Source organism: Enterococcus sp. C53, from assembly GCF_040887425.1.
In the GTDB taxonomy this organism is placed as follows: Bacteria; Bacillota; Bacilli; order Lactobacillales; family Enterococcaceae; genus Enterococcus_B; species Enterococcus_B hirae.
Genome location: NZ_JBFOFT010000001.1, coordinates 168,579 through 189,092 on the forward strand (window position 1 = coordinate 168,579; position 20,514 = coordinate 189,092).

Sequence of the window (20,514 nt, forward strand, 5' to 3'; positions counted from 1 at the left end):
AAATTGGTCAATTCGAGGTTTTACGGTGTATCAAATAAAGAAGACTTGTCAGCATTACTGCAGTTGGAATTAAAAATCTTAAAAAATATAGAAAAGGAAAGAAATATGGAATATTACAAGAATACATTGGGTTATATAAGAAAGAAATTTGATGTTCCTCGGGGAAGGAAATATTTGTATTAAAAAATAGGAATTAATATTTACAAATAAAGTGATGTAAGGAAATGAAAAAATGAAGCTTATACTATCTAAATGTAGAACAAATAATTTTTCTGAGGTTTCTAGGATACTTAATGAAAATGGTTATATACAAATAGGAGAAAGTAGAACTGAGCCAAAAAATAATTTAGAATTGTTTTTTTTCTTTGAGAGTCATGAAAAGAAACAGATAGAATGGCTTTCTGAATTATTACGTTTCTTTAATGTTGGTAAAGCAGACTATAAAGAGCATAATATTATAGATGATACTTTATATCAATATAATGCAGTTATTATACTAAAAACTCCGAATAACTTATATGCACATTCGTTAAGTCAAGGATTTAGAGTTCTTGAAAAGTTTATTGACGAAGAATTTGGCTTGAAGTTTGCTGAAAAGACCATCAAAAATGAGCATATTACTTTAAAAAATGTGAGTTATATTCAAAAAAATAAAATGAAAGGTATCACTAATTATAAGAAAGATCAAGGAGAATTTCCTAAAGCAAGTGAAAGCTATGCTTATATAAGTGGAAAACCAGATTTTAGTTTTTATGGAAATTCTATTGACTGTGGAACTGGTGTATCTTTTCCGAAAAATTTTGATATAAATAGTAAAGAAGGATTTGATCAATTATCTGAATTATTAAAAAATGTAGATAAAGCTTTAACTTTAAAAGAAAATAAATCGATTTTACCTAGAAAGAAAAGGATTGCGAAAAGTTCTCAATTATCAGGATCATTGGATGAAGAAGTTATAGAAAGAATAGTAAATGATGTCAATGAAATTGGTATAGCTTTGGACGTGAGTAAAATACACTTAGTAAATAATTCGATTAATATATATTCGGAGAATAACCATTTAGAGATATATGTTAGTAAGCATTTGAAAGAAACGAAAGAAGAGATAGAACCTTACGACAGTTCTATACTGGAATACATTCGTAAATACAATGAAAAAATAACTTCTTTAACAGATCTGAAAATTAGAGTGACTAATCATGAACATCATGTAATTGAAAATCGTCTATTAAAAGAATGGATTTATTGTGAATTAGAATATAATAATATGTTATATACTTTGGATTCAGGATTTTGGGGATACTTTAACGATAAATTTTCAGAGTTATTAAAAAAACAATTAGAAGAGATAAATAGAGTTATTGAGTATAATGAAGAGTTTAATATATACTATTCTTCTGGTGAAGGAAGGCTAAAAGGAGAAGGTGGGTATATTGAAAAACTAAGTGAGAATAAAAATTATATAAAGTTACATCAAAGAAACATTAATTACAACGGAGTTCCAATAGAAATAGCAGATGTATACAAAAAGGATACCAAGGAGTTAATAGCAATCAAAAGAGGAATGGATACATCAAATAGTATGTATAGCTTTGAGCAATCTATATTATCACTTCAATTATTAAGAAATATTACTGAGTTTAATGTAGAAGAAGAGTTATTAAAATATAATGATAGAAAAGCATCTACAGATGAAGATAAAGGTAAATTTCCTCATATTCAGAAAAAAAATATTGAGAAAATTTTAAATTCTAGGATTTCCTCAGTGTTGTGGTTACAAAATACAAAAAAATATGTAAAGATGACAGAAGAAAAGAAATTTGACTTCAATCAAATAGGTTCAATTCTATTAAAATTAAAGATTGTTGATTGGTATAGTTCAATATTAGAAAATAATTTCACACCAAAAATTTATATGGGGAAAGACCTTCAAGTTAATAAAAAAGATCAATTTTAGTAGACTTTTACATTAAGTATTGTTCCTAATAACATATCTAAAATGACCAGATTTTGATCATTTTAATTTGATAACCATTAACTCGTTAAACTACTATATGGACTCTTAATTACTTGATTTGATGGTTAATGAGACTGATTGAGAAGGTATTTTAATGTGGAATAATCTGCAAAAATTAAAATTTTTTAGCTAGAAATATCTAATGGCAGGTTTTACTGGCTTTTTTTACTCTTTATTTAAAAACTATGAATGATACAAAATCAAATCTGGATCAAAAGGACCATCATTCTAGCTCAGTTTTTATTTGAATTTTGTTAAATTTTTATCTATTAATTTTAGCATTTTTTTGTTGAAATCATTCATAGAACATATCGTTCTCTCAGTTGTTTATGTTATGATGATTTAATCATACTAGAGAACGATATGTTTTTTAATAGCAAAAATGAAAATGGGACTGAAGAATCAAAATTGATTCTTCAGTCCCATAAATTATAGAGCCGTCAATTTTTGGCTAAGTCTCTTTTGGTTTATTTGCTTATAAATTAATATTTAATAACATTTACAAGTTTTAATGGAGTTCTTTCATCCCAATCAAGGATTGCTTGGTTTTTAATAGTTAAATAATTTCCACCGATATTTTCAATGCTAGGTAAATAATATATGTATTCATTCATTTCACTTTTGGCTTTCATTGAAACTAAAAAGCCTCTTGGATCATTGTTTCTGCTCCAGCTCTCTACAGCTGGACGAGCAAGTTCAAAGTAATCTGCATATCCGCCAGTTTTCCATTTGCTTAATGCAACCTGAACAGTTCCATCAGAGAGATTGACCATATTTACAATTTTAGTTCCTTTTGTATCAGAGTAGACTACTTTTTTCAGTGGTGTGATTTCAGTTGAGCTGTTTCGTTGATAAAGGCTACCATCTTTATAAGAGTAAGAAGCACTTGTTGGCGTATAATAGGTTCTAAGCATTCCGTTATGGACAATCGCCAAGATAAATCCACTACGAGAAAGTCTGCTCCAAGAGTCTGATTGACCAGGTGTGATATTGAAGTAGTCGGTGTTACCCTTTCCTGTAGAATTTGCACTAACTGAAACCTGAATACTTGAAAAGTCCGTACAATCGTTTGTTACAGTGACGTCAGCATGTGCTGCTTTGGTCGGTATTAAAAAGATGGCTAAAGCGACCATTCCTATTAATAAACTGACCAGTGATGATTTTTTTTTCATGATATTCCTCCTGTTAATATAATATAGTCGTAAACGTTTTCGCTTACAATTTAAGTCTAAAGGATGCAGACTATCGAGGAAAGGCAACTCAAATCAGTAAGCCAGATATTTTTAAATTGGTACTGGACAATGAAATAGGATCGTCTAACAACACGGAGTATGAGAACATACGAGGTTGCTCAGGATCAGGTGTGTATGTTGAAAGTAAAGATGAAGAGAAGTGTTCTTTGATCGGGATTATTACGAAACTTCAGTCAGAAGGGCGACAAGGGATTGTTGAAGGGATTCATATCGCACATATTGCCGCTTTCTTTTTAGAAGAGTTTGACATCATGCTGTTACCTCGTTGCTTGAATGATTTTAGTGAATATTTGGCATCTATCATAATTAGGTTATTCTATCGTAACGGATACGTCTTCGTCTGTCTGTCCATTATGTCTCCATGATCATCAAGAATTTCAACATATCATCCAAAAAATTGAAGCTAGTACGACAGATCTTTTACCGATTGAGCAACTGACGAAGGAAATCAGCCACTTAGAAGGAATGATCGATGAATCAACTAGGCGGTTAACTGATGTAGTTTCTGGAGTAAAACAACAGATTCAGATACAAATAACGATTAAGGAAACTGAAATCAACCAACTTGACCAAGATCTGTTACAAGTAACCTTAAAATTAAAACAACAAGAAGAAGCGTATTTAACCAATGAGAAACACTGGCACAAGTTAAATGAATACAGCCAAAAATATGGGATTGACGGTGAAAAAATTGCTGAAGAAACCCAGAAAAGAGTAAAGTCACTACAGGAGGAATTGGTAAAATTAACGAATGAGTACCAAAATATCAAAGAAAAAATCAATCAAAATGAACAGCTGAATGTCAAGAATACTCATACGCTCAAAACGATCGAATTACATTATCAACAAGCGAAAAAAAGCTTAAATGATCTAAAAGGAAACGAACAGTATCAATATTATCAGCAAGAACAGGCGTTTTATGAAGCGCTTGGTATTTCTGCTATCTCTGATTTTAAAAGGCAATGTAAACGCGAGTTAGAAAAAATCAATGAACAAGAAACCAAGCTTATTGCTGAAAAAAACCAACGACTAGAACAAGTAAATGGGAAAAGTAAAACAGAATTAGTAGAAGAACAACGAATCCAAGCAGAGCAGATTCGGCAGCTCGTTGTACGGAGGAAATATATCGAAAAGATATCTTATCAACTGTTTGACCAAGTAATCATTGCACCAGAAGAATTGGAAAAAAATAAGCAAAAGTTGACTACAGCTATTTACAAATTAAATGAAAAAAATCAACTGTTGGGTCAACTATCTGGGCTTACCAGTGATTTTATCTCTGAAACAGGTATCGAAGAGAAAAGAAGCGAACAAGCAAAAGTAAAAAAAATCTATGACCACTTAAGTAGAAAAGTACAAGAACTAAAAGAATTAAAAGACAGTAAATTAACCGAGATCAAAAAGCAAATCAAAAGTACATTTAACTTAGATACCGTCAATCAGATTTTTCAAATGATCGAACCTCACCCTGATTTTCGTAAGATTAGTTTTAAAATCAATGAAGCAAATCCCGATAAATTAGGACTGGATATTATGTGCAAACGAACAGAGGACGAAGAGGATGCCCCGATTTTATATCTAAGTTCTGCCCAAGTAAATATATTGTCTTTAAGTATTTTTCTAGGAACCGCTCTAGAGAATACAGACAAAGTGAATACGATTTTCATGGATGATCCAATCCAACACTTAGATAGTCTTAATGAATTATCCTTTATTGATCTATTAAGAATCCTTGCATTTAAGCTAGGAACACAGATCATCTTTTCCACCCATAACCGCCAGTTTTTTGACTTATGTCAGAGAAAATTAGATGCCAACTACCATAATGCTAGTTTTATCGAAATGAATTATACAGAGAATCAATTGTAACAAATTTAGTTAGTCAGAAAAAGTGAAAAAGGGAGCTCTTTGATGTGAGGTTAGCTGAAAGATTCAGAGTATAAAACAAAAATTGCCTACAGAAGTTAAAAAAGAGACGGATAGAGAATCAATCCCAACGAATAAGGGATTGATTCTTTTTTTCTAGATTAAATACAGATAGGAAGAATATATAGATTGGATGGAGAGTTGTACTACCTATACGAAAGCAGAAACTTTTTTAGATTCTACACTTTTTGATATTGGCGAAATTCGCCAACATTTTTTTATGATTTAAACGGTATAGAAAAGACATCATTCACTATTTGGGGGCTATTTAACCAGAGAAACCGAAACCTATACGACAACTTTGCGAACATTTAGAAAGTTTCTGACACAGATCCGAAATGCCCTCCGCTACAATTACTCAAACGGATTACTAGAATGTTTAAACAAGCCTATCAAAGTATTTAAACGAAATTTTTATCATTTCAAACGGCGAATCATGATTCGTCACGATAAAACTTTTTTAAGCAAATAAACATACTAAGATTAGTAGGTTTCTATTTCCTATTTTTTTCAACTGGTATCAGATTTCAGCACTTATGACTGTTATTTTCGCTAGGAACAATTTCTTAAAAATGGATAGTTTTATTATTTCAATAAAATAATTATTGCTAAATCAACGATTTAAGACGGTTGTAGAATTTTTTTCAGATTGTTTGTTGACAAAAATAAAAAAACCATCTTACCATTAGTTTGTGGTTATAACCAGTTTAAAAGAAGGAGAAACCTATGGGAAATTCTTTTAAAAACAAAGCTTTGTATCATCAGTTGGTAGATTTACTTAAAAATCAGATGGAAAGTAACATGATACCCCATGATAAATTACCCTCTGAACGAGAATTAACTGCTCAATACGGAGTTAGTCGGACAACGGTTCGATTAGCTTTGAAAGAGTTGGAAAATACAGGTTATATTTATCGGAGACATGGAAAAGGAACATTTGTATCCGATATCAAAAAGAACGTAGCAGATTTAGCAGGAACCTATAGCTTTACTGAACAAATGAAAAGTTTAGGTAGAACTGCTGAGACGCGGATCTTAGCTTTTGAAAAAATTGAAGCGGACAAATTTATTGCAAAACAATTGAATCTTTCATTAGGAGAAGTAGTCTTCAAATTAAGTCGATTGCGGATAGCTGATCGGGAACCGCTTATGATCGAAGATACCTATTTGCCAGTCAAATTTTTCTTATCATTAAATGATCAGCTTTTAAGAAGCAAACCTCTATATGATCTTTTTTCCGAGGATTTTAATCAGACCGTTCGATTGGCAGATGAAGAGCTATATGCAAGTGTTGCCTCAAAGGAAGATGCGAAACAGCTGATAATCTCAGAAGGAGCACCTGTCCTTCATTTAGCACGTCAAACCTATAATATGAAAAATGAAATTATCGAATTTACTTTAAGTGTCGCCCGTGCGGATCAATTTCATTATCAGATCCGCCATATTCGAAATAGTTAGGAGAATCGAAACATGTTTACAGTAGGAAAAGAAAAACTGGATCAGCTGGGTGCTGAGATCACGACTCGCGAAATACGCCAACAGCCTGAACTTTGGGAAGAAACCCTTGATCACTATCAAACAGTTCAAAAGGAATTAGATAATTTTCTTGCAATAGTTAAAGAAAAGGCAAATGGTCAGCGAACACGTGTAATCTTCACTGGTGCAGGAACATCTCAATATGTAGGAGACACATTAGTTCCTTATTTGCGCAAGAACGGTGATCGCCAAGCATTTAGCTTTGAAAGTATTGGAACGACTGATATTGTCGCAGAACCTGAAGAGTATTTAATTAAAGAAGAACCAACTTTACTTGTATCATTTGCGAGGAGTGGAAACAGTCCTGAAAGCTTGGCAGCAGTTGAAATTGCAAATCAGGTGGTTGATACGATCTATCATTTATCAATTACGTGTGCTGTAGAAGGAAAACTAGCTCAAATTAGTCAATCCGATTCCAATAGTTTTTTATTCTTGATGCCAGCACGTTCCAATGATAGTGGCTTTGCTATGACTGGTAGCTTTTCCTGCATGACTTTAGGAGCTTTGTTGACATTCGATCAAACAGTATTAGTGAAGAAACAACAATACCTGAAGGTTTTAAATAATTTAGGAAATGAAGTAATTACCCGAGTAAATGAAATTGAAAAAATCGTTCAGCTTGATTTTGAACGCATTGTTTATGTTGGTTCAGGAAGTCTAGCTGGATTAACAAGGGAAGCGCAATTGAAGATTCTGGAATTGACAGCCGGAAAAATTGCTACCATCTTTGATTCATCAATGGGCTTTCGCCATGGTCCAAAGTCGTTTATTAATCAAAAAACAATCATGTTCGGTTTTGTTAATAATAATCCTTACACGCGTGATTACGACTTGGATGTCTTAGAAGAAGTGCGTGGAGATGAAATCGCTTCCGGAGTGTTCGCCATTACTCAACCAGGGCAACGGAATTTCACTGGCGATAAATTCGAGTTTACAACTGAGGCCGAATTACTGCCAGATGGCTATTTAGCACTAAGCTATATCATGGTTGCCCAAATAGTCGCTTTGTTATCATCGATTAAAGTGAATAATAAACCAGATACACCGTCACCAACAGGAACAGTTAACCGAGTTGTAAAAGGTGTAACGATTCACAAATATAAGTAAAAATAAACTGGGAGGAAGAACCATGATTACATTAACCAGAGGAAAAAAAGCAGCAATGGATCGTTTATCGACAAAAGATGGTATTATCAGTGCCTTAGCGATTGATCAACGCGGAGCATTAAAAAAAATGATCAAAGCCTTAAATGTAGAATTAAATGATGAACAGATTGAGCGTTTCAAGGAGTTAGTTTCTAGTGAATTAACCCCTTATGCATCTTCTATTTTATTGGACCCAGAATATGGTCTTCCTGCTGCAAGTGCACGACATGAAGATGCTGGTTTGTTGTTGGCCTATGAAAAAACCGGCTATGATGTAACAACACCAGGACGCTTGCCTGATTTATTAGCAGATTGGTCAGTTTTACGATTAAAAGAGCAAGGAGCCGATTCGATTAAGTTTCTACTTTATTATGACGTAGATGAAGATCCGGAAATCAATCATCAGAAGCATGTCTTCGTAGAACGTTTAGGTAGCGAGTGTGCCGAAGAAGATTTGCCATTCTATTTAGAATTGCTATCATATGATACCCAAATTTCAGATGTTCATTCACTTGAATATGCCAAAGTAAAACCGCATAAAGTCAATAGCATGATGAAGGAATTTTCGAAACCACAGTACAAAGTAGATGTTTTAAAGGTAGAAGTTCCTGTCAATATGAATTTTGTAGAGGGTTTCAGTACAGATGAAGTAGCGTATACCAAAGAGGAGGCGGCAAAGTACTTCTTGGAACAAAGTCAAGCGACAGATTTGCCTTTTATTTTCTTGAGTGCCGGTGTTTCTACGAAGCTATTCCAACAAACATTGTTTTTTGCTAAAGATTCAGGTTCGACCTTTAATGGTGTGCTTTGTGGCAGGGCTACTTGGAAAAATGGTGTGAAGCCGTTTATCAAATCAGGTGAGGAATCTGCTCGTGCCTGGCTGAAAAGTGAAGGTCGTGAAAATATCGAAAGCTTGAACAACGTTTTGGCACAAACAGCCAGTTCTTGGTATGACAAAGTCCAAGTTGAAAAAGAAGTAGCTGTGAACTAGGAGGAGAGCTCGTGATAGTAACTGTAACGATGAACCCGTCAATTGATATTTCCTATCCGCTTGCTTCCTTGAATGTGGATACTGTCAATCGAACAGATCAAGTTAGTAAAACAGCAGGTGGAAAAGGACTTAATGTAACCCGAGTAATCCATGATCTAAAGGGGAATGTACTCGCTACAGGAGTTCTCGGTGGGTATCATGGGGCGTTTATTGCAGATGAATTAAAGCATGCCGGTATTAAGCAGAAATTTACAGAGATCAAAGAAGAAAGCCGGGATTCAATCGCTATTTTGCATGAAGGAAATCAAACTGAGATTTTGGAAGCGGGACCAACAGTTTCCTATGAAGAACAGCAGAATTTCCTAGAAAACTTCAAGGAGCTAATAAAAAAAGCAAAGATTGTCACAATCTCAGGTAGTCTTGCAAAAGGATTGCCATCAAATTTTTACCAAACGTTGGTCCAATTGACAGAAGAGCAGTCCGCAAAGGTTCTTGTCGATACCTCTGGGGAAAGATTGCATCAGGTTTTAGCTGGCAAACAGAAGCCATTTTTAATCAAACCAAATCTTGAGGAATTATCGACACTACTGAGACATTCATTTTCGATTGATCGATTAGAAGAAGTCCAGGAAGAATTGATTCAACCTATCTTCGCAGGTATTGAATGGATCATTGTTTCTCTAGGAAAAGCTGGAGCTCTCGCAAAACATAAAGATTGTTTTTATCGAGTTACGCTCCCTACGATAAAAGCAGTCAACCCAGTTGGTTCAGGAGATGCTACAGTCGCTGGATTTGCCTACGGCCTATCACAAGAAATGGATGAAATAGAACTTTTGAAGTTTTGTATGGCTACTGGTATGGCTAATGCACAAGAAGGACAAACAGGTCATGTTTCACCGGTGAATATTCAATCGCATATTGAAAAAATAACTGTAAAAAAGATTGAGTGAAAAAATCGATCTAGATAAAATCAATGATTTTTTGAGACCAACTCAATTTGGTAGAAGTTCCATTTTTTGTAGGATTCAACGTACTCCAGTAGTTGTTGTGAACCTCTACGTTTCGTCACTCGGACTTGCAGAACGGTCGTTTCATCGGTAAGAATCTTTAATAATTTCGCAACATTTAAAGGAGTTGGAAATATAATTTTATTTGTTTCCGTAAAATATTCCTCATTCATGTGGATATTGTAGTCTTGTTTAAAGCGCTGACAGCTGGAATTGTAATAACACAATTCTTGAGAATTAGGATCCACATATTGTTCGGGCAAATAAGTTTGCTGATAGATATATGCAGTTTTTTAGTTTTTCGTAAATGTCTGATGTAATCATAAAATGCTAAGGCTGGCAGTTTAAGCTTGTTTAAATAGTGTGGATCATTCCCTCGAGCGATTGATAAAACTTGGACTTGATCATTACTGATAGTGAATAATTCAATGTCAGAAAACCAGACCAGTTTTTCTTTACGTGAAACAAATGAGTCACGACCTTGATGACGAATTATGAATCCATCCTTTATTCATTCAGGGAGCGAATGACTGTAATAGAGCTTACGTTAAAAATTTATATTAATTCTGCTTCTGTATAAAGTTTATTGCTATTTTGGGATGTCTAAATTAACCCTTCAAACAACATCAAAGAATTAAACTTTTCGTTAGAGTCTTTGGTTTTGTATGTATAATTTGATTTTAACACGTTCTGTTATGTTGGATAGGGTTGACTTTCTATTTCAAATTATTTGATATATCAATATATTGAAAACGCTTTTATTAAAGGAGGGAGCTTTTGAACACATTTGAGATTAAAGAAGATTTTCTTCTAAACGGTAAGCCCTTTAAGATACTCTCAGGAGCTATCCACTATTTTAGAGTGGATTCAGCCGATTGGTATCACTCGTTATATAATCTGAAAGCATTGGGATTTAATACTGTTGAAACTTATGTACCATGGAATCTACATGAACCTAAAAAAGGAGATTTCCATTTTGAGGGAATTTTGGACTTAGAACATTTTTTGTCCATTGCTGAGGAATTAGGACTATACGCGATTGTTAGACCATCTCCATATATTTGTGCAGAATGGGAGTTTGGTGGTTTTCCTGCTTGGTTACTTAATGAGGGAACTCGGATCCGAACAAATGAAACCGTTTATTTGAACCATGTGGCAGATTATTATGATGTTTTAATAAAAAAAATCGTGCCGCATCAGCTGACAAATGGTGGAAATATTTTAATGATTCAAATTGAGAATGAATACGGTTCTTATGGAGAAGAAAAAGACTATTTACGTTCGATACGTGATTTAATGTTGGACAGAGGAATAACAGTGCCATTTTTCACTTCGGATGGACCATGGCGTGCGACACTCAGAGCAGGCAGCATGATTGATGAAGATATTTTAGTTACTGGAAATTTTGGTTCAAAGGCTGAAGAAAATTTTTCTTCAATGGAAGCTTTCTTCAATGAGCATGGGAAAAAATGGCCTTTAATGTGTATGGAATTTTGGGATGGTTGGTTTAATCGTTGGAAGGAACCGATTGTACAACGTGATGCAAAAGAATTAGCTGAGGCAATCAAAGAGGTCGTGCTGAGAGGAAGTATTAACCTGTATATGTTCCATGGAGGAACAAATTTTGGATTTATGAATGGTTGCTCAGCTAGAGGAGTGATTGATTTGCCACAGATTACTTCTTATGATTACGGAGCACCCTTAGACGAGCAAGGAAATCCAACCGAAAAATATTATGCAATCCAGACAATGATTCATGAAACGTTCCCTGATATCCAACAAATGGAACCTTTGACAAAAGACACAATGGAAATGAAAGATATTCCATTAATTGATAAAGTCAGTTTATTTTCAACATTAGATACAATTAGTCAATCAGTAAAAATGAAATATCCAGAAACGATGGAAATGTTAGGACAAAATACAGGTTATATTCTGTATCGCACCTCAATAAAAAAAGATGCAGAACATGAAAGACTGAGAGTAATCGATGGAAGAGACCGTAGCCAACTATTTTTAAATCAAAAACTGCAAGCTACACAATATCAGACAGAAATTGGTGAAGATATCATTGTTCCAATGCCTCAGGAAGACAATCAATTAGATATTCTAATTGAAAATATGGGGCGTGTTAATTATGGTCATAAATTATTAGCCGATACACAAAAAAAGGGAATTCGTACAGGGGTCATGGCTGATCTACATTTTATCACTGATTGGAATCAGTATTGTTTACCACTAGAGTCATGTGAGAAAGTTGATTTTTCAAAGGAATGGCATCCTAACCAGCCAAGTTTTTATCGCTATGAAGTAACACTTGATGAAGTGGAGGATAGCTTCATTGATCTATCAAAATTTGGGAAAGGTGTCGTATTTGTTAATCAGACCAATATTGGACGTTTTTGGGAAGTTGGGCCAACACTTTCGCTATATATTCCGAAAAGCTTATTTAAAAAAGGAAACAATGAAATAGTGATTTTTGAAACAGAAGGAACTTTCCAACCAGAGATCCAATTAGTAAAAGCACCACTATATAAAGAAATGAAAGAAGGATAAACAATGAGTATTATCGGAGTAAGAATTGATGGACGTTTAATTCATGGACAAGTAGCCAACTTATGGACAACCAAGTTGAACATCACACGGATTATGGTTGTAGATGATGAAGTTGCAAAAAATGATATTGAAAAAAGTGGATTAAAGCTGGCAACTCCACCAGGAGTTAAATTAAGTGTATTGCCGATTGAAAAAGCTGCTAATAATATTTTAGCAGGAAAATATGATTCTCAACGATTATTGATTATTGCTCGGGAGCCGGATCGTTTATTGAAGTTGGTAGAATTAGGAGTCCCAATTGAAGAAATTAATGTTGGGAATATGTCACAGACAAATGAAACACGGTCCATTACTAAATCAATCAATGTGGTTGATCAAGATGTAGAAGTATTTAACAAATTACAGGCTAAAGGTGTTCGCTTAGTAGCGCAGATGGTTCCAAGTGATAAAGCAGAAAATTTTATGGCTTTATTAGCGAAATAGGAGGATAAATAAATGGATATCTTATGGTGGCAGATCTTATTATTAACATTATACGCAGGGTATCAAATTTTAGATGAGTTACAAATTTATTCATCGTTGAGTGCACCCGTTTTTGCCGGATTATTTGCTGGTCTAGTGATGGGAGATCTAAAAGCAGGACTTATTATTGGTGGTAGTATGCAATTGACTGTACTTGGTGTTGGTACCTTTGGGGGGGCATCAAAAATTGATGCCAACTCTGGAACGATTTTAGCGACAGCTTTCTCAGTAGCGCTAGGAATGAACCCAGAGCAAGCAATTGCCGTAATTGCGGTACCAGTAGCTAGCTTGATGATTCAATTAGATATATTAGCCCGTTTTGCGAATACGTATTTTGCGCATCGCATTGATAAATTAGTTGAAGATATGAACTATAAAGGGATCGAACGTAATTTCTTAATGGGAGCCCTCTCTTGGTCACTTTCTCGTATGATTCCCGTTTTTCTAGCATTAGCATTTGGAGGAGGACTAGTAGAACAAGTGGTAGCCGTGCTAAATGGTGATTTGAAGTGGTTAGGCGATGGATTATCAGTAGCTGGAGCAGTTTTACCAGCTGTCGGTTTTGCTATTCTACTACGTTACTTGCCAGTTAAAAAGCATTTCCCTTACCTAATTTTAGGATTTACATTAACGGCATTACTAGGAACCGTCTTTACTAACATGCAGGTTTTAGGAACGGGTGTTGCAGGAGTTGTGAAGAATTTCGAAGGAATATTTAATTCACTTCCAATGTTAGCAATTGCCCTAGTTGGATTTTCTTTAGCAGCCATCAGTTACAAAAATGGACAGTTGATACCACATTCGCCAGCCCCTAAAGATGTTACATCGAATGATTCAGATGAAGGAGAGATTGAAGATGACGAAATCTAATTATAAGTTAACGAAGGAAGACTTTAAGCAGATCAATCGCAGAAGCTTGTTTACTTTCCAATTAGGCTGGAACTATGAACGGATGCAAGGATCAGGCTATCTTTATACAATTCTGCCGCAATTACGCAAGCTTTATGGTGATAATTCTCCTGAATTAAAAGAAATGATGAAAACTCATACACAATTCTTTAATACATCAAACTTCTTCAATACTATCGTTACCGGGATTGACTTGGCTATTGAGGAAAAGGAAGGTATTGATGGTAAAGACACTGTCTCAGGTTTAAAAGCTGGGTTGATGGGGCCTTTTGCAGCAATTGGGGATTCGATTTTCGCAGCGTTAATTCCAACAATTTTTGGAGCCTTAGCAGCCAATATGGCAATTAATGGCAACCCAACTGGAATTTTTATTTGGATTATCGCACAAATCGCTGTTATGATTTTCCGTTGGAAACAATTAGAATTTGCTTATCGTGAAGGAATCTCTTTAGTTACCACGATGCAACATCGCTTAACTGCCTTGACAGATGCTGCAACTTTGTTAGGGGTCTTCATGGTTGGAGCGTTGGTCGCTACCATGATTAATGTAAAATTGTCTTGGGCACCAAGTATTGGTGATGTGACGTTAAACATGCAAAACAACCTGGATATGATTTTACCACGATTATTACCAGCCGGTATCGTTGCAGCAATTTATTGGATGCTTGGCAAAAAGAATATGACTTCTACTAAGGCAATTTTCATAGTATTAGTGGTTTGTGTAGCATTATCAGCTTTAGGCGTGATTTCAAAATAAGTCAGGCTGATTCCAATTAGTGATGAGGAGTGGTTCAATGGGAAAACAATTAGTTTTAATTAGTCATGGACTTTTCTGTGAAGAATTGAAAAAAAGTACAGAAATGATAATGGGGCCTCAGGAAAGTATTCACACAGTAAGCCTTCTTCCTTCTGAATCAGCGGAAGATTTTCGTGAAAAGTTTGAAACAGTAATTGCCAATTTAGATGATTTCGTAGTATTAGCAGATTTAATGGGTGGCACTCCGTGTAATGTAGTTTCAAAAATAATTCTCGAGGGTCAAGTAATTGACTTATACGCAGGCATGAACATGCCAATGGTGATTGACTTCATTAACAGTCAATTAATTGGAACAGAACTTTCATTAATCGAATCTGCTACAAGTAACATTTGTTATGTGAATGGACGGATTTTCAGTGATGACGATGATGAAGATGAGTAAGATAAAATATATGAGTGATGAAGCCAAAGAAATATTTCTCTGATCAGACTATAGATAAAAGACATTTCAAACTTGTAATTTGAGTTTGGAATGTCTTTTTATCTAGTTTTGTTCAAAATTTTGGACAAAAAAGAGACCCTTTGTCAAATGATGTTGGTAAAGAGAAATTCTAGAATGATTGGTGAAAGATTGAGAAAAAAGTGTTCAGCATCAAGGAATAAGAAAGAATTTTCGAAATTTGACAAGAAACATAAATACTTGTTTTTGGTGTTGATTATTATCTACTTGGTGTGTCTCAAATTTTTTATAAATTTCAGCGAATTTTTGAGGATGCCGCTTTTGTCTCATTCTCCATTTTTTTATTTTATGATTAACCTCATAAAAAAGTGGGACATTCATTAGATTTTTTCTGATTAATGTCCCAGACTCGTCTACAGACTGAGAACTTGGAAGGGATACTTCCAGGACTTTTTTAAACGGTTGACTCAATGGCTTCTTTATACTTCTCAAAAAGGGGGATAATTTGCGTGCGCTTTTTAATGTCAAGTTTAATAAAAATATTGTGGACATGAGTTTTAACCGTTCCTAATGAGAGAAAGAGCTGGTCAGCAATTTCCTGATTGGTTCGATGTGACAGTAGCAATATAAAAATTTCCGTTTCTCGTTGAGTAAACTGGTGATCCTGACAAAAGTCTTGAATCAAGAGAGAGGTGTCTTGATTTTGTGTTTTTTCTTTCTGAGGTTGATATTTTTTGATAAAGAAGTGCAGTAATAAAATACATATAACAATCGAAAAAATATCCTCTGAGACACTACGATTATAAATTTTTGTTACTAAGGAGCTATATTGATCGACATTGAAAATCACGAAACTATCTTCAATAATGATCAAAATACTAAAGAAGAGATTGATGAACATCAATTGCTTTAAATAGTGTTTGTTCAGCAAAGATACATCCTTTTTTGTTCCTCGCCAACAATAAATTCCTAGGTAAAACAGGAAGAGTTGATTGCCCAGATAATAGAGCCAGACTTTAAAGGCTGAATTATCCATCAATGGGATGGTAATCATCCATGCAGCCAAAGCAAGCAGTAAAGCATAATGGAGAGGGGAAAGTTTTTCTTTTTGTAGTTCGGCAAGAATAGAAATGGAAAAAAAGGCGTTTCCCATAAAAATAATCGTTTTAACTGCTGGCGCACTCATAAATGCTTGATCATAACTTTGTGCAAAGGAATTGAGGAACTCCGTCATATAAATAATCGTGTTATCAAAAATGAAGAATGCCAAATACAAACTGATCCAGAGAAATAAGTTGTTTTTTTCTTTTAAATAAGCATAAATAGCAAAAGTCATCGTGATTGAATATAAAATGATCAATAGAATGTTGTAAACAAAAATAGCTATCATATTGAATCCCTTTTCATTTTTTTCCTTACCTTAAATTTCTTATCTTAATTATGACACCGTTTTTTTTATCTTTACTTTTAATTCCTATAAACTTCCTTCTAAACTTTTGTAAACCCTTGGAAAATAAATGGTTTATATCCAAAAATAAACCAGCCTGTATCACATATAAAATGATAATGATAACGTTTACAACTTATAGCTTATCGTAAACTCTCACTTTTTTTCCTAAAGTGAAGATGCAAAGCAAACAAATTACTTAGGAGGTTTCATTATGGGAAAAAAAGATTTTATTACAACTGAAAATTACACGAAGGAAGAGATCCAACAAATTGTTGACCTGTCATTGAAAATCAAAGCGGCCATCAAGAATGGTTTTTATCCTCCTTTGCTAAAGAACAAAGTGTTAGGGATGATCTTCCAACAGTCTTCTACCAGAACGCGGGTTTCGTTTGAAACAGCAATGACACAATTAGGGGGGCACGCAGAATATCTAGCACCAGGGCAAATTCAATTGGGTGGTCATGAAACGATAGAAGACACGAGCCGAGTTCTTTCTCGTTTAGTTGATATTTTGATGGCTCGTGTGGAACGTCATCATAGTGTGTATGACTTAGCAACGAATGCCACGATCCCAGTTATTAACGGGATGTCTGACTTCAACCACCCAACGCAAGAAATTGGCGATCTTTGCACCATGATCGAACATCTTCCAGCAGGCAAAAAAATTGAAGACTGCAAGGTTTCCTTTATTGGAGATGCCACACAAGTCTGTTTCTCTTTAGGATTGATTGCAACAAAAATGGGAATGGAATTCGTTCAATTTGGACCAGAAGGGTTCCAGTTAAACGAAGACCATCGCGCACGACTAGACGCAATTTGCAAAGATTCTGGCGGCTCCTATACGATATCCGATCAAATCGATGTTATCGAAGGTTCGGATTTTGTTTATACAGATGTTTGGTATGGACTGTATGAAGCTGAATTATCAGAAGAGGAACGCATGCGTATTTTTTATCCTAAATACCAAGTGAATACGGACTTGATGAAACGTGCTGGGGAACAAGCGAAATTTATGCACTGCTTGCCTGCCACTCGTGGGGAAGAAGTCACAGATGAAGTCATGGATGGACCGAACTCGATCTGTTTTGATGAAGCAGAAAATCGGTTGACTTCGATTCGCGGTCTCTTAGTGTACTTGATGCGGGATTATGCGGAAAAAAATCCAATCGATGAGACCAAAAAAGCAGCGGCTAAAAAAGACTTGGAAGCTTTGCTAGGTGAAACATTTTAGACGCAAGAGATGAGGAAAGGAAATAATCTGCGTATCATGACGATGCGTGAGGATTGTCTCTGTTCTAGAGGAGGGGCTAACGATCTGAAAATCGATTCTTTCTAGCAGAATCTTGATCTCACACTAATGCAGCTTTTATGCCGCACTAGGAATCATACGAGGTGAGTCCGCAGGTTACAAGAATCGTTCAATCGTTGGTCCAACCTTATTCCCTTGTACCGGAAAGGAAGAAAACAATGGGAGAAAAGAAAAAATTTAGTTTGATGAGTGCTATATTATCTGTTATTTGTGTTGTATTTGTGGCAGAAGCGGCTGCACCGGTAGCAGCAATCGGAAATTCACAATTTTTTTGGTGGATCTTTTTATTGATTGCATTCCTTTTGCCCTATGGATTGATCTCGTCAGAGTTAGGAACAACTTATATCGGTGATGGCGGTATCTATGATTGGGTGACACAAGCCTTCGGACATCGCTGGGGATCTCGCGTTTCTTGGTATTACTGGATCAATTATCCACTGTGGTTAGCTTCTCTAGCAGTAGTCTGCCCTGATTTATTGATGACGATCACAGGCAGCGAATTTTCAACAGCGGCTGCTATCGTGATCGAACTGATCTTTATATGGATCATCGTTTGGATTAGTTTTTATCCGGTCAGTGACAGCGTGTGGATTTTGAATGGAGCAGCTGTCATCAAAATGCTGCTGGCAATCTTGATCGGTGGCTTAGGTCTCTATACTGCGCTTACTAAAGGTGTGGCGAATGAGTTTACTCTTTCTTCCATGCTGCCAAGTTTCAATTTAAATAGTTTGTCCTTTATTTCAGTAATCATTTTTAACTTATTAGGATTCGAAGTGATTTGTACATTCGCGAATGATATGGAAAATCCTAAAAAGCAAATCCCTCAATCGATCATTGCCGGTGGACTGGTGATTGCAGCCATTTACATTTTTTCTGCATTCGGGATCGGTGTAGCAATTCCTACGGATCAGATTAGTACAGGCAGCGGATTGATGGATAGTTTTAAGTTATTGACAGGATCAACAGGCGGCTGGTTCATTATTTCGATGGCCTTTTTATTCTTACTGACATTGTTTGGCAATATGATTTCTTGGTCGTTAGGGGTTAACAATACTGCTTGTTATGCAGCCGAAAATGACGATATGCCGAAAGTATTTGCCAAACGCAGCAAAAAAACGGCATGCCTACTGGTGCGGCGATTATGAATGGTATTGTTGCTTCTATCGTTGTCATCATCGCACCAATTTTACCAAATCAAGATTTATTTTGGGCATTTTTCTCGTTGAATCTAGTAATGTTCCTACTATCATATGTACCTGTTTTTCCTGCGTTTTATAAATTGCGCAAAATCGATCCAGAAACACCTCGACCTTTCAAGGTGAGCGGCAGCGACTTGTTCTTGAAGGTATTAGTCGCACTACCGATGATCATGATCGTGATCTCATTGATTTTCACAGCGATTCCTTTGCAGTTTGATGCTGAATCGCTGAGTCAGCAATTACCAATCACGATTGGAGCAATTATATTTGCCCTCGTTGGTGAAATCATTATCTGGATCAAAAAAATCAAAAAAGAAGGAGTACTGTATCATGGCAAAGCGAATCGAAAAGACCACACCGAAACAAGACGGGTTTAGAATGCCTGGAGAGTTTGAACCACAAGAGAAAGTATGGATGATTTGGCCAGAGCGTCCAGATAACTGGCGTGATGGAGGCAAACCAGCTCAAGAAGCATTTGCCGAAGTCGCAAAAGCGATCAGCAAATTCACGCCAATGAATGTGGTCGTGTCGCAACAGCAATATCAAAACTGCCGTCGTCAATTGCCTGCCGACATCACTGTCTATGAAATGTCGAACAACGATGCTTGGATTCGTGACTGTGGTCCTAGCTTTGTCATCAACGACAATGGTGAATTACGAGGCAATGACTGGGGATTCAATGCTTGGGGCGGATTAGTCGATGGCTTGTATTTCCCTTGGGATCAAGACGATTTGATTGCACAAAAGATCTGTGAAATCGAGCACGTGGATTCGTATCGAACGGAGGATTTTATTTTAGAAGGGGGCTCCTTTCATGTTGATGGAGAAGGCACTGTTCTAACGACTGAGATGTGTTTATTGAGTGAAGGTCGGAATCCTCATATGACAAAAGAAGAGATCGAACAAAAATTATGCGACTACTTAAACTGTGAGAAAGTACTTTGGTTAGGTGACGGGATCGATCCGGAAGAAACCAATGGGCATGTGGATGACGTGGCATGTTTTGTTCGTCCCGGAGAAGTGGCTTGTATCTATACTGAAGATCAAAACAGCCCATTTTATGAAGCGGCTCAAGCTGCTTACAAGCGTTTGAATGAAATGACCGATGCCAAAGGTCGCAAATTAAAAGTTCATAAGCTTTGTTGCCCAGTAGAGAATGTCACGATCAATGGGGATTTCAAGATCGATTACGTAGAAGGAACGATGCCACGTGAAGATGGCGACATTTGTATTGCTTCTTATATGAATTTTCTGATCACGAACAACGGTGTGATCGTTCCTCAGTATGGAGATAAAAATGATGAGCTGGCACTTGAGGAAATAGCAGAATTCTTTCCAGATAAAGAAGTCGTAGGCGTAAATACAGTTGAGATCGTTTACGGTGGTGGAAATATTCACTGTATCACACAACAACAACCGCAAAGATAGGTAGAGGCTTATCTTAAAAATTGTCATCGCATTGGGTGGAATTTTAGA

General features: G+C 35.7%; 16 protein-coding genes and 2 pseudogenes. 16 read left to right on the forward strand and 2 right to left on the reverse strand.

Annotated features, from left to right (window positions below):
- Positions 1 to 232 precede the first annotated feature (232 nt).
- Positions 233 to 1,957, forward strand: a complete 1,725-nt coding sequence (locus tag AB3I42_RS00830; RefSeq protein ID WP_181933626.1) for a DUF6119 family protein — start codon at positions 233 to 235, stop codon at positions 1,955 to 1,957.
- Between the two features lie 542 nt (positions 1,958 to 2,499).
- Here the strand turns inward: AB3I42_RS00830 and AB3I42_RS00835 are convergent.
- A complete protein-coding gene (locus AB3I42_RS00835) occupies positions 2,500 to 3,189 on the reverse strand; it encodes a hypothetical protein (protein ID WP_010719971.1) in 690 nt (229 codons plus the stop codon).
- A gap of 191 nt (positions 3,190 to 3,380) precedes the next feature.
- Between AB3I42_RS00835 and AB3I42_RS00840 the strand changes: the two genes are divergently transcribed.
- The 12 genes and pseudogenes from AB3I42_RS00840 to AB3I42_RS00895 all read left to right on the forward strand — a co-directional run bounded on the left by AB3I42_RS00840 (position 3,381) and on the right by AB3I42_RS00895 (position 15,062).
- The gene (locus tag AB3I42_RS00840; RefSeq protein WP_220379638.1) at positions 3,381 to 3,635 is read left to right on the forward strand and encodes a hypothetical protein; all 255 of its coding nucleotides are present in this window, start codon (positions 3,381 to 3,383) and stop codon (positions 3,633 to 3,635) included.
- 100 nt (positions 3,636 to 3,735) lie between these two features.
- Positions 3,736 to 5,139 carry a hypothetical protein gene (locus tag AB3I42_RS00845; protein ID WP_081122978.1) on the forward strand — a complete coding sequence of 468 codons (1,404 nt, stop codon included), beginning with the start codon at positions 3,736 to 3,738 and terminating at the stop codon, positions 5,137 to 5,139.
- A 340-nt stretch (positions 5,140 to 5,479) separates the two neighbouring features.
- A pseudogene (locus tag AB3I42_RS00850) lies at positions 5,480 to 5,668 on the forward strand (transposase); the annotation flags it as partial.
- Between the two features lie 254 nt (positions 5,669 to 5,922).
- Positions 5,923 to 6,654 (forward strand): GntR family transcriptional regulator, encoded by a 732-nt coding sequence (locus AB3I42_RS00855; RefSeq protein WP_010719963.1) that lies wholly within the window; start codon positions 5,923 to 5,925, stop codon positions 6,652 to 6,654.
- Positions 6,655 to 6,666: 12 nt separating this feature from the next.
- A complete protein-coding gene (locus tag AB3I42_RS00860) occupies positions 6,667 to 7,839 on the forward strand; it encodes an SIS domain-containing protein (RefSeq protein ID WP_010738369.1) in 1,173 nt (390 codons plus the stop codon).
- A 22-nt stretch (positions 7,840 to 7,861) separates the two neighbouring features.
- On the forward strand, positions 7,862 to 8,869 hold the full coding sequence (gene lacD / locus AB3I42_RS00865) for a tagatose-bisphosphate aldolase (RefSeq protein WP_010738368.1): 1,008 nt from the start codon (positions 7,862 to 7,864) through the stop codon (positions 8,867 to 8,869).
- 11 nt (positions 8,870 to 8,880) lie between these two features.
- A complete protein-coding gene (locus AB3I42_RS00870) occupies positions 8,881 to 9,819 on the forward strand; it encodes a hexose kinase (RefSeq protein WP_010738367.1) in 939 nt (312 codons plus the stop codon).
- Positions 9,820 to 10,653: 834 nt separating this feature from the next.
- Positions 10,654 to 12,432, forward strand: coding sequence for a beta-galactosidase family protein (locus tag AB3I42_RS00875; RefSeq protein WP_010738366.1), 1,779 nt, complete (start codon positions 10,654 to 10,656; stop codon positions 12,430 to 12,432).
- A gap of 3 nt (positions 12,433 to 12,435) precedes the next feature.
- Complete coding sequence (locus tag AB3I42_RS00880) at positions 12,436 to 12,915, forward strand: PTS system mannose/fructose/N-acetylgalactosamine-transporter subunit IIB (protein WP_010719958.1); 480 nt, start codon at positions 12,436 to 12,438, stop codon at positions 12,913 to 12,915.
- Between the two features lie 12 nt (positions 12,916 to 12,927).
- Positions 12,928 to 13,824, forward strand: a complete 897-nt coding sequence (locus AB3I42_RS00885) for a PTS sugar transporter subunit IIC (protein WP_010719957.1) — start codon at positions 12,928 to 12,930, stop codon at positions 13,822 to 13,824.
- Positions 13,811 to 14,620, forward strand: a complete 810-nt coding sequence (locus tag AB3I42_RS00890; RefSeq protein ID WP_010719956.1) for a PTS system mannose/fructose/sorbose family transporter subunit IID — start codon at positions 13,811 to 13,813, stop codon at positions 14,618 to 14,620. The genes AB3I42_RS00885 and AB3I42_RS00890 overlap by 14 nt, the downstream gene beginning before the upstream one ends.
- Before the next feature lie 37 nt (positions 14,621 to 14,657).
- Positions 14,658 to 15,062 carry a PTS sugar transporter subunit IIA gene (locus AB3I42_RS00895; protein ID WP_010719955.1) on the forward strand — a complete coding sequence of 135 codons (405 nt, stop codon included), beginning with the start codon at positions 14,658 to 14,660 and terminating at the stop codon, positions 15,060 to 15,062.
- Between the two features lie 472 nt (positions 15,063 to 15,534).
- Here the strand turns inward: AB3I42_RS00895 and AB3I42_RS00900 are convergent, their stop codons facing one another.
- Positions 15,535 to 16,470, reverse strand: a complete 936-nt coding sequence (locus tag AB3I42_RS00900; RefSeq protein WP_368022198.1) for a response regulator transcription factor — start codon at positions 16,468 to 16,470, stop codon at positions 15,535 to 15,537.
- 271 nt (positions 16,471 to 16,741) lie between these two features.
- On the opposite strand from AB3I42_RS00900, the gene ptcA reads away from it, so the two are divergent.
- From ptcA to aguA, 3 genes and pseudogenes are all read left to right on the forward strand, one after another.
- Positions 16,742 to 17,761 carry a putrescine carbamoyltransferase gene (ptcA, locus tag AB3I42_RS00905; RefSeq protein ID WP_034866258.1) on the forward strand — a complete coding sequence of 340 codons (1,020 nt, stop codon included), beginning with the start codon at positions 16,742 to 16,744 and terminating at the stop codon, positions 17,759 to 17,761.
- Between the two features lie 236 nt (positions 17,762 to 17,997).
- Positions 17,998 to 19,415, forward strand: a pseudogene (locus AB3I42_RS00910) (APC family permease).
- On the forward strand, positions 19,369 to 20,466 hold the full coding sequence (aguA, locus tag AB3I42_RS00915; protein ID WP_010738362.1) for an agmatine deiminase: 1,098 nt from the start codon (positions 19,369 to 19,371) through the stop codon (positions 20,464 to 20,466). The pseudogene AB3I42_RS00910 and the gene aguA overlap by 47 nt, the downstream one beginning before the upstream one ends.
- Positions 20,467 to 20,514 lie beyond the last annotated feature (48 nt).